The following is a 17,090-nucleotide window of genomic DNA, read 5'->3' on the forward strand; positions in this document are numbered from 1 at the left end:
TTATTTGGTTTGAAAACCACCATAATATTTCACTGGACTCCAACTTGGAATAACAGGTAAAGCTTGTGGAGCTACACTTTGAAAAGTACCTGTACCAAATACTACTTTACCATCAACAATGGTCAATTCAGAAGTAATATCTTTGATTTTTTCTTCAGCTACTTCAAAATAATCATCGCTCAGAATAATCAAATCAGCCAAATATCCTGCTTGAATTTTACCTTTGTTTTGTTCTTTGATAAGATTGTAACCACCAGCAGTAATCAATTTCAAAGCGGTATTTCTATCCAAAGTATTTTCTTTTGCCATTACTTGTGTGCCACCAATGGTTTTTCCTGAAGTAATCCAATACAGCGAAACCCAAGGATTGTAAGAAGCTACACGAGTACCATCTGTACCCAAACCTACAGGAATCCCTAATTCAAGCATTCTTTTTACGGGCGGGCTCGCCAATGCTGCATTTTTTCCATAGCGACGAATAAAACTTTCTCCCTGATAAGCCATGCGGTGTTGTACTGCAATGCCACCACCTAATGCTTTGATGCGTTGCATATTTTCTTCGCTGATGGTTTCGGCATGGTCAAAAAACCAAACTAATCCGTTCAATGGTGTTTCTTTGTTTACTTCTTCAATCACCGCCAAATCTCTTGAAATACTTTCGTTGTAAGTAGCGTGTAAACGAAATGGCCAACGATTTTTTACCAATAATTGCAAAACGGGTTTTAATGAACTTTCCATCGAATTTGGCAATTCTGGGCGAGGGAAAAGGAAGTTTTCAAAATCTGCGGCATCGGCTACCAAGTTTTCGCCACCACCTTCTACGTGATAATCAATTTCGTTGATGCCATTTCCATGCTGATGCTCAAGGTCAACCATTCCAGTCCAGCGAGTATAATCTTTCAACTCTGTTCCTTTTTTCTGAGCAAAAAGATAATAGGGAAGTCTGACAGTAATTTTGCCTGCTTTATTGAGCGAGTCAGTAATGTTATAATCATCAGGAAAATTCTGAAATCCACCTCCTGCATCCATAACAGCCGTAACGCCCAAGCGATTGAGTTCGGTCATATATTGTAGCGTAGAATTGATTTTTTCTTCGTTATTTAATTCTGGAAGTTTTGCTAAAGTAGAGTACAAAATAAAGGCATTCGGTTCTGCAATTAATAAGCCTGTTGGGTTTCCGTTGCTATCTTTTTCGATTAAACCTCCTACAGGATTCGCAGTTTCTCCAGTAATATTTAACTTTTTGATTCCCGCCTGATTTAGCCACGCTTTACCATACAAGTACAAAATAAAAGTAGGCGTATTGCCAGTAGCTTCGTTGATTTCCTGAATAGTTGGTAAACGTTTTTCTTCAAATTGATATTCATTCCAGCCACCAACTACTCTTACCCATTGTCCTTCTGGAGTTCTTTGGGCTTGTTCTTTTAACATCTCCAAGGCACGTTTTAGGCTTTTTACACCGTCCCAACGCAATTCAGTATTGTAAAAACGTCCACCACGAATTACGTGCAAATGACTATCAAACAAACCCGGAATCACGGTTTTTTGTTGAGCATCTACAATTTTAGTCTTGGCATTTTTCAATTTTAACAGCTCTTTGTTCGTTCCAACGGCTAAGATTTTATTGCCAGCAATTGCCACAGCTTCGGCTTTTTGATGAGTGTCGTCGAGCGTATTTACTTTTCCGTTGATGATAATCATGTCTGCTTTTTGTTGAGCGAAGGTCTTGCCAATCAAAACAAAAAGTAAAAATGCGAGGGAGGATAAAGTTTTCATATTTGTAAGAAGAAGGGTATTGAGGAAAGAATTTTGTAATAAGACTTTAGGTTAATCAGTAACCTAAAGTCTTTAGATAATTATCGATTAGTGTTTCAACATTTCGTGAGCGTATTGGATACCGATACCGTAAGCACCACCGTATTTTTTCACAAGGTTAGTTACTGGTACGTAAGTTTCGCTACGAGCCCAGTCACGTTGCAATTCTAATAAATATTGGATAGCAGTAATTGGGTGTGCTCCCGCTTGAACCATACGAGTTACGGCTTGTTCATGGGCTTCTTTTGAAACGTCCCCACTTGCGTCCGTTATTACATATACGTCATAGCCTTCACTGATAGCTGACAAAGCTGGTCCTACAATACAAACGCTAGTCCACAAGCCTGCTAAAACGATTTTTTTCTTGCCTTTATCTACAATCGCTTTGTGTGCGTTTACATCTTCCCAAGTATTCATGGTTGTGCGGTCGATATAATTTGAAGTAGCAACTGGATAAAATTCTGAAACTTCTGGAAAAACTGGACCGCTAAATGACTTCTCTGCTACTGTAGTTACAACTGTTGGTACTTTAAAGATTTTAGAAGCTCCTGCTACGATGGCTGTATTGTTACGTAAATCAGTCATTTCGATGCTTTTTGTCGCAAATCCCATTTGTGATTCATGGTCGATTAATACTAAAGCGTGGTTGGTTGGGTTAAGCAACATTGGAGAAGGTTTTTGAGCGAATCCAACAAATGATGCTACAGCGAATGCGAGAGTAAGAATAGTCTTTTTCATGATTTTTGTTTAGTTTAAAATTATTTGTATGTGTTTTGAAAATTGATTTTTTTGAAAAATTTGGACGTAAACAGTAACCCTCTTATTTGAAGAAGTAATGTTAAGACCGATTATTTACTGGATAAAAATATTGTGATTATTAACTTAACGATTCAAAATTAGTACTTCAATTTTTACTTTCCATTGAACTAGAACAAGAAAGGAAATTACTTATTTTGTTCGTTTTTAATTTTGCTTTATCACGTTTGATGCTTCAAAATTAGTACTTCAATTTTTGCTTTTCATTGAACTAGAACAAGAAAGGAAATTAGTTATTTTGTTCATTCATAATTTTGATTTACCTCGTTTGATGCTTCAAAATTAGTACTTCAATTTTTGCTTTTCATTGAACTAGAACAAGAAAGGAAATTACTTATTTTGTTCGTTTCTAACTTTGTTTTATCACGTTTGATGATTCAAAATTAGTACTTCAATTTTTACTTTTCATTGAACTAGAACAAGAAAGGGAATTACTTATTTTGTTCGTTTCTAACTTTGTTTTATCACGTTTGATGATTCAAAATTAGCACTTCAATTTTTACTTTTCATTGAACTAAGACAAGAATGAAAGAACTTCATTCGAATGATGATATTTACAAATGCGTTTAACATTATGGTTATTATTTTAAATAAATAATTTAAAATAATAACCATAATGTTAAACTTAGCTGTTTTGTCTTTATATTTGTTCCTATTATTTAGCATTGACAAAATAGTACATTTTATGTTCAGAGAAAAAATAAATGAGTTAGCGGCTTGGAAAATAAAGCCAACAAGAAAACCACTTGTGCTAAATGGAGCGAGACAAGTGGGTAAATCTTGGCTAGTTCAAAAATTCGGGGAAGAATATTTTGACAAGAAAGTAATCACTATCAATTTTGAGAAAAGAAAAGACTTACATATCATCTTTAAAACCAATTTTGATGTAAACAGGATTCTCCTAGAACTTGAATTTGCTTTAAATATCAAGATTGATGTAGCCAATGATTTACTTTTCTTTGATGAAATTCAAGCCTGTGCCGATGCTTTGGGCAGTTTGAGATATTTTTTTGAAGATAAAAAAGAGTTACACCTTATTGCCGCAGGGTCATTATTAGACTTTGAGTTTAGAAACCAACCTTTTCCTGTTGGTCGAGTAGATATTATGAATCTTCATCCTATGACATTTTATGAGTTTTTATTGGCTAGAAAAAAGGATGCAGTTGCCAATATTTTAAATGAAAAGCCTACAGTTTTACCAGAAGTTGTAACAACGATACTGAATGAAGAAGTCAACAATTACTTTATCGTAGGTGGAATGCCTGAGTGTGTACAAAGTTTTGTCAGCAATCAGAACTTTAAAGAAGTACAGGAAATTCAAGATAATTTGCTGTATTCCTATGAACAAGATTTTAAAAAGTATAAACCCACAGTTGATGGAGATGCACTAAACGATATTTTAGAAAAAAGTGCCTTATTGATTAGCAATCAAATTATTTATACCCATTTATCAGAACGTTTTTCAAGTCCCACTATTAAAAAAGGAGTGGAAGTGTTAAGAACAGCCAGATTGTTGAATGCAGTTCAGAATGTATCGATTTCGGGCTTACCACTTTCTCCTTCAGGAAAACAGTTCAAATTATTTCATCTTGATATTGGTTTGTTGTTAAGAAAAAGTAAACTGTCTTTTCTGGACATTTACTTGAAAAAGAGTCTTACCGCTGCTTTCAATGGAATGTTGGCGGAACAATTTGTAGCACAACAACTTATTGCTTCGCAAAAAGAAGAATTAACTTATTGGGCAAGAACCAGCCCAGGAAGTAGTGCAGAGGTTGATTTTGTTGTGGTAAGAGAAGGACAAATTATACCAATAGAAGTGAAATCTGGAAAAAGTGGGTCATTAAAAAGTTTACATTATTTGTTAGAGCATTATCCTCATATTGCTCAAGCGATTATTTTTTCAAATGCACCATTTGGCGTTCAAGGGAAATTAAACTTCATTCCAATTTATTGGGCAGGAAGATTAGAATTTCCATTAGCTTAAAAATGAAATCCTTTGAAAGCTCAACGATGTGCTTTCAAAGGATTTCAAAATAATGCAGCATTCAGGAAACTACACTTCTATTGAAGTGGAATTTAGGGTTATGAATTCTGATTTTATGGAGTTCAATTGTTGTGAAATGCTATAGATAGATTTATCAATACTTTCTGCACTTTCGTAAAGCGAATTAGCAAGCCATTGTAGGTCATCTACCTCAATCATATCTTTATTATCTTTCGAAAACTGAAGAATACTTAATATTTTACTATGCTCATGGCGAAGTTCATGTGATAGTGTAAAGGATACTTTTTCAATATTTTTGATTTGTTCAAAAAGTTTTTGTCTTGCTTCTACCTGAAACGTTACTTCAATGCCAATACCCAAAACAAGTTTTGGAACGCCAGAAGGCTCTCTTTCAAAAACAGTAACATAATTTTTAAACCATTTGTAGCTTCCATCTTTGCAGACACACCTGTGCACTAGAATATGGGAATCGTCGTTCGGAGAGTTGGTTAATTCATCTAAGAATCTGTAGAGATTTTCGAAATCATCTGGAGGAATCATTGCTTCCAAGAAATTATTTCCAAGTGATTCAAATTCCTGAGCAGTATATCCAATAGCTTTATAATACCGCTCATTCATAAATACATTACGTCTTTGTTCTATGTCAAATAAGTAAATAGATAAAGGAGTATCGTAGAGTAAATGCCTAGTAATTTTACTACGAATGTCGGTTTCTAGCTTGGAAAAGGGTGTGTGAGTCATGGGCTTTTCTTTTGTATTAAAATAAGTTTACGATGAATGTTAGAGAATTCTTAGGTGATTAATGTCCTAATAATGAGAAATGTTTATTTTAAAATAACTGGAAATACAAATTAGTAACATTTTCTTGGATGTTATCACTGCGACGGCTACAGTTTTTCAAATGCTATTAACGCTAAAGCTACAAATGTATCACTTTTGATAAAAATGGGAGTGCATAAAAAAAAAATAGCAACCATTACAAATAAATGTACTGATTGCTAATAGATGAAATAGCATAATAATGTTCTTAAATTCTAGCGTTTCCTCTTCTCAATTGCTTCAAATTCTAATGCCAACATGATAAAAGGACCAACAGATTTTGGGTCATTATCACGTTTTACTTCTTTACAATAATACTCATAAGTGCCATCCCGATAAGGATTTCCGCCTAATCCTGCGCCAGCACAAGCATCTGTGATAGAAATAATATTGTCAGTTTCTAAACGGATAAAATGTTTTAAAATACCATCATATCCCTTTTGAGCAACCGGAATATATTTTTTATCAATTAAACCTCGTTTGGCAGCTTTAATCAGAAAGTAAACAAACATTGTTGAACCCGAAGATTCTAAATAATTACCTTCTTTTTTGCCCACATCCATTACTTGATACCACAGTCCAGTTTGTTCGTCTTGGTACTTTTGCAAGGTTTCTGCCATTGATTGAGTAATCTTTAAAATGGCTTGATATTGAGGATGTTCTTTCGGAAAATAATCAAGGACATCAACCAATGTCATGGCGTACCAACCCATGCCACGTCCCCAAACGTGTGGCGATTTCCCTGTTTCTTTATCCGCCCAACGTTGTTCTTTACTTTCATCCCAACCATGATGATATAGCCCTGTTTGGGAATTTTTATTATGCTTGTCTATTAAAATAATTTGATTGGCGACATCCGAAAAAAGTGCTGGTTCATTGAATGTCTTTGCATATTGCGCCAAAAATGGCGAAGCCATATACAAACCATCAAGCCACATTTGGTGTGGATAATGTTTTTTATGCCAGAAACCACCTTCAGAAGTACGTGGATGCGTATTCATTTGGCTACGTAAAAGTTGAATAGCCTTCTTGTATTTTTCATCATGCGTTTTTTCGTACAAGGCAAATAGGAATTTTCCTGCATTCAGCGCATCAATATTATAGGCATCTAATTTATAGCTTTTGATGCTCCCATCTGGATTAATAATCAAATCATCAGCGTATTTTTTAATGTAAAGAAAGTACTTTTCATCGCCGTTTTGTTTCCATAATTGTTCAAGTGCGCTACAAACCAAGCCGTTGCAATATCCCCAACGAGGTTCTTTGGAAAAATCTAACATCCAGCCTTCTGGATTTCGGAGTATATCAGCATTCGCCATACGAACTGACCAAGGTTCAATTTTTTTGGCGAATAATGTTCCTTGCGCAAAAGTATGCTGACGAAAAAATGAAGTCAGTCCTAAAGTAAGGGCTGTTTTAATAAGCGTTCTTCTTTTGATGCTGGACATGTTATTTTTCTAATTAAATATTCTAATAATCAATCAGTTACAGAAAATAATCACTTCTAATTAGCAATTGGTGTTACTCTAAACCAATCGAAATCGGCATAGCCAGCATCATTCGTTTGATTATTTCTTGTACAATAAATTCCCATTTTTGCGCCAATCCAATGACCAACTTCTGCTTTAAATTCATTGCCAGCATTGATAAATGTTTGTCCATCAAGGCTATAACTAAATTGACAAATAGCTCCTTTGTTTACTTTTACACGCAAATAAATAGCTTTATTCTGCTCGATACGAGTAATGATTTTTTCCGTTTCTGGCGCTTTATCTATGGCTTTAATACATTCTCCCAATACTAAATTGATGCCTTCTTTGCTACTTCTTAAACCTAAATTTGCGTAGTTTTTACCTAAAATAATCAAGGCTACTTTTTCAGAATCAATTTTAGGATTAGGTTTAAAATTCAGTTTGGTTGTTACCATGAATTCCTCTGTCGGGAATTTCTGTAATAAGATATTGGGTATTTCCCAACAATTTTTTGCTTCGCTAGGTGCTTGATAAGAATACAATCTTAAAAAGCCTTGCTTACTAGTGGTATGCCAAATCCCTTTGGGATTAGCCTGCCATTGCCACTGCAAACCCAACGTAGATTCATCAAATTCATCTGATTCTGCGGGAGTACTTATTGGATAGGTTTTTCCAACATTGGGCTTTTGATAGGTCAAAACAGGCTCGCCTGTTCCGTCGCCATCTTTGTCGATGCCAATTACTGGCCAGTCGTTCAGCCATTTCATCGGTTGTAAATGCACTACTCTGCCATAAACGCCTTTGTCTTGAAAATGAAGAAACCAATCTTCACCTTGCGGAGTATTTACCCATGCACCTTGATGGGGACCATTAATTGGCGATGAACCTTGATCCATCACTACTTTACGTTCATAAGGACCATAGACATTTTTTGAACGTAATACCAATTGCCAACCCGTAGAAACGCCACCAGCAGGAGCAAAGATGTAGTAATAGCCATTGCGTTTGTACATTTTTGGACCTTCAATAGTTGGGTCAGTTTCGTGTCCGTCATAAACGATTGTACCTTCATCTAATACTTTTGTGCCATCTGCACTTAATTTTTTGATGGTTAAAATACTTTTGATACCCGCACGGCTTCCAGCCCAACCATGTGCTAAGTAAGCTTCGCCATTATCATCCCAAAATGGACATGGGTCGATAAGTCCTTTTCCTCCTTCTATTAAAAGTGGTTCTGACCAAGGACCAGTTGGATTTTTACTTTTGGTTAAATAAATACCGAAATCAGGGTCTGGATAATAAATCATAAATTCGCCATTATGATAGCGAATGGCAGGCGCCCAAACACCATTGCCGTGTTGAGTTTTAGAAAAATGTTCGTAAGGAGGTTGACGTTTTAGTGCGTGACCAATAATCGTCCAATTGACCAAATCTTTAGAATGTAAAATCGGTAAACCCGGCACGGCATCAAAACTTGAGGCAACCATATAAAAATCTGAACCAACCCGACAAGCGTCAGGGTCGGAATAATCGGCATCGATGACAGGATTTTTGTATTTCCCATTTCCTAAATCAGCCACCCAAACTTTAGAAACAGTATTTTTTGTCTGTGCATTAATATGGCTGATGCCCATTCCCAGATTTAACGCTAGGATTGTTGCAATTTTTAACTTCATAGTTCTTTTAATTTTGAGAGATAAGTATTCGTATAATTGATTAATACTAAGAATTTAACTGAAAATACTTATAGTTTATCTTCAACAGATTTATTGAATGATAAACCAATTGCTCGACTCAGGTTTTTCAGGATTATCGTTCGCAAAAATGTTTGCTAGAGAATACTGTTTTAAGATTTTATTGTTGAATTGTTTAGACCAAGCGACTCTTTGTTCTGGTTTTGCGCCTTCGCCAGTAGATTGATATTCAGCATAAATAACAGTTTTTTCATTTTCGCTATTTCCCCAATTATCCCATCCAGCGGGAGCAATATGTTTGTCCATCGCTGTTCTGATAAAAACGGTTTTAGCATGTGGTCGCCACGGACGACCAAGATATACTTTTTGGGCAGTTGAATCAGCAATCAACTTACAATCAAAAAACACAAAACCAAAAGCTTGATAGGGTGGAGTAGCCGCAGCCGTTAAATAGGAATTTGATAAACTTTTTAGCGTACATGATTGAAAAACAGCAGTAGATTTACCAAAAATATAATCTACCGTTCCTTCAATATGACAATCCTGGAAATACTGTTTTGTGCCTTCTCTGGCAACATAAAGCGTATCTTGATTGCCTAGCAAAATACAATTTTTACAGACAAATCGGTCGCCTTCTACATGAAGTGCTACCGCTTGTCCTACACGTCCAGCTGTATTTTGAATCGTCAGGTTTTCAATAATAATATCTGGTGCATCAACCAGTACTGTGTGTGAAGTATAAGTACTGAATTTATCTTTTCCAGTAGCGTCTTTTAAACCATTTGGATATGGCTTTCCAGAAAAATCATTGCCAGTAATGATTACGCCATCTTTACTTTCGCCAATGATATGAATATTGGGTTTCCATGATGGAATGACCACTTTTTCTTCATAAATACCATTTTTAATATACAGTTTTACTCGTACTTGCGAATGGTCTCGGAAGCTATTAACAGCCTCTTGAATACTTTTGAAGTCGCCGCTTCCATCTTTGGCAACGGTAAAAGAAGTTGGATACTTAGGAGTATTTGCCGCTTTGTTTTGGGCAAATACTCCGATAGTACTCAATAGCATACCTAAATAAATAAGGATTTTCATGATGATAGATTAAAGACAAATTGCGTTATTTTCCTGTGCTTACAGTAATCGCCTCTTTGGTAGCACCTTCTGTAAATTCAATTTGTTTTTGAGCTTTACTGCTATCAGTTTGTAGGATTTGAATAGCCTTGCTACGCTCGCCAGCGATAGCAAAAAGCAATTCAGCATTGGCTTTATATTGTATCGTATTGAAAGTTAAACCATCACTGTTATTAACTGAAATAACAGGTTTTGTGTTTTCTGAAATTAGTGTAACTTTTTCAAGAGTAATATTACTTGCATCTATGAATTCTGCACCGATTTTAGTGTCTAAAACAATATTACTCATTTGAATATTCTGAATAGGCATTTCAGATAATCCACGTACAAAAATGCCTTTATTTGCTCCTTTACAAACAATGTTTTCAAATTTCATATTTCTGAAAATTGGCGTTCCTTCATTTACGACAGGTCGTTCGTCACGTGGGCTGTCGGTTGCGAATTTTACAAAATAGTACATATCAAAGAAAATGGCTTCTTGGGCAATGTCTTTCATAAAGATATTTTTAGCATAAATATTTTCAACAATGCCACCTCTTCCTCTTACTGATTTGAAACGTAAACCCTTGTCTGTGCCAGCAAAAGTACAGTCATAGACAAAAATATTTCTTGCTCCGCCACTCATCTCACTTCCAACAACAAAACCTCCGTGACCATTGTAAACGATACAATTTCTGATGATTCCGTTTTCTGTAGGCATCCCTCTTTTACGACCTTCTTCGTCTTTCCCCGATTTAATACAAATGGCATCGTCGCCAACATCAATTGTACAACCATCTACCAAAAAGTTTTTACAAGATTCAATATCCATTCCGTCGCCATTATGGGCATATTCTGGATTTTTGATGGTTAAATTACGAAGTGTAAGATTTTCGGACATCAATGGATGCAAACACCAAGCAGGTGAATTTTGGAAAGTAACGCCTTCAAGTAATACTTTTTTGCATTTAGTGATTACCAACAAATTAGGACGAAGGAAATCTTTCATATCGGCAAAACTTTGAAGCGATACGCCATCTTTCAACAGCATACTTCTGTTTTCTACACTAGCTTTCATGAATTGTTCGCTAGGATACCACGTAAGTCCATTTGCTTTTAAAACTCCACCTGATGCTTTTTTTGCATTCCATTCTGATTCAGTCAATTGCGCTTTATTTACTGCACGCCAAACATCACCACTTCCATCTATAATTCCTTGTCCAGTAATGGCTATATTTTCTTGATTGGTCGCAGAAATTGGGGATTGATTTCTTGCTGCACTTTTACCTTCATAGCTTCCTTCAACCAATGGATACTGACTTTTATCTTCCGTAAATAAGAGCGTTGCGGCTTTCCTGATGTGTAAGTTTACATTACTTTTTAGCACAATTGGTCCTGTCAACCACATGCCATTTGGCACAAGTACTACACCACCACCTTTCTTGCTACAAGCAGTAATGGCATCATTAATTGCCTGAGTATTTAAAGTAATACCGTCGGGTTTTGCTCCAAATTTGGTGACATTAAAAGTATCTTTTGCAAAAGTTGGTTGGACTATTTTTGGAAGATTTTTCCAACTATAAGTAGGCGTTTTTTGCGCTACAAGGCTATTACAAAACATTGCCGATGAAATGGCAATTAACAAAGAGATTCTTTTTTTCATGATGTTATATTTTACGATACTTATACAAATAATCAAATTTTCAGGAAGTGGAAAGGTAAGAATTAGTGAGATTTTTAGCTTAGCAAGCTTCAATATTCAGTCGGTATATTGGATTTAGCAAACAAAATTTTATCTTTTTTTGTGCAATCGTTGCCGGCAACGTTGCCGAAACGAATTCGTGAAGTAAAAATCTAAGAAATAGTAGCTTAGCCAGAAAAAATTGTTCTTTTGCATTTAAATGTAAAACAGTAAGAAAATTAAATTTGGAAAAGTGATTTAAGTATAATCCTTGCTTTTTAACCTTTATAATTAAACAAAGTATAAATTGTACCAATTCAATATCTAAATGGAGAAGAATGATTTGCCCTCACTAGAAGCACTTTGGCAAGAAATTATCAAAGGGGATAAAAGTGCCTTAGGAGCATTGTTTGATGCACTTAGCCGAGAATTGATTACTTATGCTTACAAAATTTCTTTAGATAAATCTTTGGCTAAAGATGCTGTTCAGGATGTATTTGTTGATATTTGGCAATATAGAAATAACCTTACCGAAGATGTTCAAGTACGATTTTATCTGTATCGTTCTTTGAGAAGAACAGTGGTTAGGTTGATGAAAGAGGAACTTTCTACAGGAGAAAATTTAGATGATGCTTATTCGTTCGATGCAGAGATTTCACCAGAAACCGCTTTTTGTGACCTTGAAACAGAAAATCATCAACAAGTACAGATTCAAGAATCTCTGAAAGCATTATCTGAAAGAGAACGTGAAATTATTACGCTCAAATATTATTCGAATCTCAAAATCAGGGAAATCGCTGAACTCCTAGATTTAAAAGAACAAACTGTAGCCAATACCCTTCAAAATGCGCTTGGTAAACTTCGTAAAAAACTATCTATCATGATTGTTTTGCTCATCTGGATTATATTTATTTAAAAAAATCAAAAAAAAATTACATTTCTTTTGGTAGTAAAATCAAAAAAACTTCTCTGTACTTATAAAGGACAATAATTCCTAGAATTAATACTAAATGAGAAGTTACTTACATTACTCCCCAGAAGAATTTGCTAAGGATGATTTTTTCATCCAATGGGTAACTACGCCTAATTCATCTTCAGAAAATTTTTGGCAAAATTGGCTAAGTACAAATCCATCTAAAAGAGAAGACCTTGAAGTAGCCATTCAACTTGTGATGTTGGCGAATCAAGTAGTTGAAACAGATGTATCAAATACAGAAATTAAAGCACTTAAAGAATCTATTTTTGAAAGAATAGAACAAATAGAGCAAACAATTACTGTTAAATCTTACAAAATTTGGTATTGGGCTTCAGCCGCCGCTGTTGCTGGTTTGGCGTTTTTTTTATCGTCCTATTTTCTTCAAAATTCTTCAAAATCAATCAATTCTTACGAAAACCAAATTGTATCGGCTTCCAAACAATATGAATTGGTAGAAGTAGAAAATATTTCAACTTCATTAAAACTAGTCAACTTACCTGATGGGAGTTCGATTTTGTTGAAAGAAGGAACAAAGCTTTCGTATCCAAGTAATTTTTCAGAAAAAAAGCGAGAAGTGTATTTGACAGGCGAAGCGTTTTTTGAAATAGCCAAAGATGCTAATAAGCCATTTTATGTTCATGCCAACCAAATCACGACTAAAGTACTTGGAACAAGTTTTAACATAAGTGCTTATCCAACACAAAAGATTGTAGTATCTGTAAAAACGGGAAAGGTCGCCATCTTCAAAACTGGAACGGAAGAAGCAACCGAACAAGAACAACATAAAGAACTTACTGGAATTGTACTTGAGAAAGGAGAAAAAGCTGTTTTTGAAAAAAATCAGATTACACAAGTAAATCCAACCGAAGCATTTGTTAAAACTCAAATTGAAGCACCTATAGAGCAAATGTCATTTGAATTTGAAGAAACAAATGTCAGAGATATTTTTAAACACATTGAAAAAGCCTATCAAATAGACATTATTTATGATGATGCTGTATTGGGTTCTTGTCCCATTACTGCTTCATTGACGGATGAACCCTTGACTGAAAAATTAAAACTTATTTGTAAAGCAGTTCATGCAGATTATCGAAAAACTAGCGATGATAAAATACTTGTAACAGGTACTGGTTGCAGATAAACTTTGCCATAAATATTGATAGAATAATAAGGAAATATAACAATGCAATTGCCTATGTAACAAGCCAAACCAAAGTATTATTTAAAGGATGAGCCGATAAAGTCCTACGTTTATCGGCTCAGTAACATCCAATTCCTTGGGCGGAATTACAGGATGTCTATGTCAAAATGTTCCATTTTTAACGTACTAATGTATGAAAAAAAATCTAAAGATTTACAATTTTATTTGGCAAACAATGAAGTTAACTTTTTACCAACTTTGCCTGATTACCGTTTTTATGAACCTTTCGTTTGCTACTTCATTGAAAGGGCAGGATGTCTTGAGCCAAACGATAACACTAAAGGTAAATAACCAGCGTGTAAAAGAAGTATTACGCATCATCGAAAAGAACTCAAATATTCATTTCGTATATAGCTCCCGTTTGATAGACAGCGAACAAAAAATTACGGTTAATCTTAGTAATTCAACAGTAAAAGAAGTACTAGATAAAGTACTCACATCTATCAAATTAAAATATGAAGTTTCGGGACGACAGATAGTGCTGGATAATGCGATAAGTATGCTAAGGCTTTCAGAACTTAAAGAGGTTACAGTTGCTTCTATTTTTCAAGTTTCGGGTAAAGTAACCGATGAGAGTGGTGTTGGTATTCCTGGCGTAAATGTTGTTGTAAAAGGGACAAACACGGGAACGACCACAGATGGAGAGGGAAATTATAAACTTTCTGTTTCCGACAAAGATGTTACGTTGGTTTTCAGTTTTGTGGGCTATAAATCCATAGAGAAAAACGTTGGAAATCAATCTGTACTCAACGTTCAATTATCAGTAGAAAATAACGCTTTGGATGAAGTAGTGGTTATTGGATACGGAACAGCTAAAAAAAGAGACTTAACTGGTTCTGTGGTTTCTATCCGTGAAGCAGATATAACGGCGACTCCAGTAAATAATGTAATGGAAGCTTTGCAAGGAAAAATTGCGGGAGCTGATATTAACAGACTGTCGGGGGCGGTTGGAACAGATGCAGATGTATTGCTTAGAGGAAATCGTTCTGTTTATGGAGATAACTCTCCTTTATATATTGTTGATGGTATTCAGGCGAGTTATTCGCAAATAAATCCTTCAGATATTGCTACCATTGATGTCTTAAAAGATGCTTCTTCAACGGCAATTTATGGTTCGGCTGGTGCAAATGGGGTAATTATTATCACAACGAAAAGAGGAAAAGAAGGAAAAACGTCTATTGATTTTGATTCTTTTTACGGAGTAAGTGGCAAGCCACATTATACTCATAGTATGATTGGAGAAGAATATGCTAACTACAGAAGAGAACTTTATAGAACTACCAACGGTGCATATCCTGACGATATGTCTCAGATTTTTACCAATGTCAATATTTTAAATGCTTACAATGAAGGGCAATGGATAGATTGGACAGACGAATTGGTTAATAACTCAGCGACTCAGGAGAAGTATAATTTATCGTTCACTACAGCGGGACCTAAAACAAAAGTTTATACTTCGTTTTTATATACAAGAGAAGGAGGTTTGTTGCCAAGAGAGAATCAGTCTAGGGGAGGAGTAAGGTTAAATTTAGACCATACTTTCAGTCCTTGGGCAAAAGTTGGGACGAATCTTAACTTAAATTATACCGTACGAAATGCTAGAAATAATAATATTTTCACAAAATCACTTCCTGCTTTTCCACTCGGAAAACCTAGAGACGAATTTGGAAATATCAATGCAGAATTTATCGATGGAGAGCTAACACCACTTGGTGATGAAATTCCAAATCAATACGCTGATAATACTCGTTCAACATACGGAGTATTGAACAGTTATTTGGAATTAACTCCTGTAAAAGGTTTAATCTTTCGTTCAAACATTGGATTAACATTAAATAGTAGCCGACAAGGTAGATACATTGGGAAACAGTCTTCGGCATTACCGCCTTCTGGTTATACCTTACCATTGGCTACTCTTAATGACTCTAACGGCTACGGATATATTTGGGAAAATACAGCAACATACAATAAAACATTTCTTGATGACCATAATTTTACCATTACAGGAATCACATCATGGGCAGATAGCAGATCTGAAAATAATAATTCATTAGGACAAGGTCAGGATTTAGACAGCTATTTGTTCTATAATATTGGTAATGGAACCCAAAAATTTGGCATAGGTTCTTCTTATCAAAAGAAAACAAGGTTGTCTTTTGCAGGAAGAGTAAATTACTCATACAGAGGGAAATATTTACTAACATTCACCAATAGATGGGACGGAGTTTCACATTTAGCAAAAGGACATAAATGGAGTAATTTCCCTGCTGTAGCTGGTGCATGGCGTATCTCTGATGAAGGATTTATGGCTGGAACCAAAAGAGTTATCAATGATTTAAAACTAAGAGCGGGATATGGTGTTACTGGAAATTCAGGAGGAATGGATGCTTATTCTTCTCAAACGCAAGCCATCACTTATCAGGCTGTCTCACTTAATGGAGCACTCGTATCACACGTTCAGAATGTTGGTACTTTTTCTAATCCTGAAATTTCATGGGAAAGAAGCTATAACCTAAATCTTGGATTAGATTTATCACTCTTTAAAAACCGCATAGATTTATCCCTAGATTTTTACAATACAGATACCAAAGGACTTTTGTTTAGAAGAACATTGCCAATTACTGCTGCCATAACTGCTTGGGGTTCACCGCTCCAAACATGGCAGAATATTGGGGTGACGAATAACAAAGGATTTGAGATTAGTTTAAGAACGATTAATATTAGTAATTCAAAATTTAAATGGATTTCAAATTTCTCGTTTACCAGAAATCAAGAGAAAATTGTTGATTTGCCAGATGGCGATGTAATTGCTGAAAGGCTATTCGAAGGATACCCCGTTAGAGCACTTTATGATTTTAAATACTTAGGAATATGGTCAACTGAAGAACAGGAAGAAGCCGCAAAATATGGTGCAAAACCGGGCTATGTAAAAGTAGCAACGAATGAAAGAATTGTGAATGGCGTAAGTGACGGTGGTGTACATACTTATGCAGATTCTGATAGAATGATATTAGGAACAACAGCACCAAAGTGGTTATTGGGACTTAATAATAGTTTTAACTACAAAGGCTTCGATTTGGGTACTTTTGTGATGGTTCGTTGGGGACAAACAATTCAAAGCAAGCTTTTAGGTTGGTATCGTGGCAATGATGAAGGACAACCTGCTGGCATTGATTATTGGACACCCGAAAATCAAGGCGCTTATTTCCCACGTCCGGGTGTTGGAAGTACTACAGGAATTGCTTCATTAACCTATGTAGATGGTTCTTTCGTAAAACTTAAAACAGTTACTTTAGGTTATACACTTCCTGAAAAAGCAAGAAAACTAGCTTTAATGAATAAAGCCAGAGTTTATGCTACAGTTTATAATCCCTTAGTATTTACAAAAGAAAAATCAATCAGAGATACCGACCCAGAGACAAATGGCTCTGATACTTTCCCTCTGTTTGCCACTTTTGTGTTAGGTCTCAATGTTTCCTTCTAATTAGCGTAAAG

At 35.3% G+C, this 17,090-nt stretch carries 11 protein-coding genes; 4 read left to right on the plus strand and 7 right to left on the minus strand.

What is annotated here, in order from left to right; all coding sequences use genetic code 11:
* Together ABID42_RS16620 and ABID42_RS16625 are read right to left on the minus strand one after the other, a co-directional pair.
* Positions 1-1,776, minus strand: coding sequence for an amidohydrolase (locus tag ABID42_RS16620; protein ID WP_367284629.1), 1,776 nt, complete (start codon positions 1,774-1,776; stop codon positions 1-3).
* An 87-nt stretch (positions 1,777-1,863) separates the two neighbouring features.
* Positions 1,864-2,553 (minus strand): hydrolase, encoded by a 690-nt coding sequence (locus tag ABID42_RS16625; RefSeq protein WP_323689295.1) that lies wholly within the window; start codon positions 2,551-2,553, stop codon positions 1,864-1,866.
* Between the two features lie 763 nt (positions 2,554-3,316).
* Here ABID42_RS16625 and ABID42_RS16630 point away from each other — a divergent pair.
* On the plus strand, positions 3,317-4,615 hold the full coding sequence (locus ABID42_RS16630) for an ATP-binding protein (protein ID WP_367284630.1): 1,299 nt from the start codon (positions 3,317-3,319) through the stop codon (positions 4,613-4,615).
* A gap of 69 nt (positions 4,616-4,684) precedes the next feature.
* On the opposite strand, the gene ABID42_RS16635 is transcribed toward ABID42_RS16630, so the two are convergent.
* From ABID42_RS16635 to ABID42_RS16655, 5 genes are all read right to left on the minus strand, one after another.
* On the minus strand, positions 4,685-5,377 hold the full coding sequence (locus tag ABID42_RS16635) for a PAS domain-containing protein (RefSeq protein ID WP_367284631.1): 693 nt from the start codon (positions 5,375-5,377) through the stop codon (positions 4,685-4,687).
* A gap of 293 nt (positions 5,378-5,670) precedes the next feature.
* Positions 5,671-6,903, minus strand: coding sequence for a glycoside hydrolase family 88/105 protein (locus ABID42_RS16640; RefSeq protein WP_367284632.1), 1,233 nt, complete (start codon positions 6,901-6,903; stop codon positions 5,671-5,673).
* Between the two features lie 56 nt (positions 6,904-6,959).
* On the minus strand, positions 6,960-8,603 hold the full coding sequence (locus tag ABID42_RS16645) for a glycoside hydrolase family 43 protein (RefSeq protein ID WP_435521479.1): 1,644 nt from the start codon (positions 8,601-8,603) through the stop codon (positions 6,960-6,962).
* Positions 8,604-8,693: 90 nt separating this feature from the next.
* Positions 8,694-9,719, minus strand: a complete 1,026-nt coding sequence (locus ABID42_RS16650) for a pectinesterase family protein (protein ID WP_367284633.1) — start codon at positions 9,717-9,719, stop codon at positions 8,694-8,696.
* Between the two features lie 25 nt (positions 9,720-9,744).
* Complete coding sequence (locus ABID42_RS16655) at positions 9,745-11,400, minus strand: glycoside hydrolase family 28 protein (RefSeq protein WP_367284634.1); 1,656 nt, start codon at positions 11,398-11,400, stop codon at positions 9,745-9,747.
* A 346-nt stretch (positions 11,401-11,746) separates the two neighbouring features.
* Between ABID42_RS16655 and ABID42_RS16660 the strand changes: the two genes are divergently transcribed.
* The 3 genes from ABID42_RS16660 to ABID42_RS16670 all read left to right on the plus strand — a co-directional run bounded on the left by ABID42_RS16660 (position 11,747) and on the right by ABID42_RS16670 (position 17,079).
* Positions 11,747-12,334: an RNA polymerase sigma factor gene (locus ABID42_RS16660; protein ID WP_367284635.1), complete on the plus strand. Its 588-nt coding sequence runs from the start codon at positions 11,747-11,749 to the stop codon at positions 12,332-12,334.
* 94 nt (positions 12,335-12,428) lie between these two features.
* Positions 12,429-13,535: a FecR family protein gene (locus ABID42_RS16665; RefSeq protein WP_367284636.1), complete on the plus strand. Its 1,107-nt coding sequence runs from the start codon at positions 12,429-12,431 to the stop codon at positions 13,533-13,535.
* Between the two features lie 193 nt (positions 13,536-13,728).
* Positions 13,729-17,079 (plus strand): TonB-dependent receptor, encoded by a 3,351-nt coding sequence (locus tag ABID42_RS16670; RefSeq protein WP_367284637.1) that lies wholly within the window; start codon positions 13,729-13,731, stop codon positions 17,077-17,079.
* Positions 17,080-17,090: the final 11 nt, after the last annotated feature.

Source organism: Arcicella rosea (assembly GCF_040543805.1).
In the GTDB taxonomy this organism is placed as follows: Bacteria; Bacteroidota; Bacteroidia; order Cytophagales; family Spirosomataceae; genus Arcicella; species Arcicella rosea.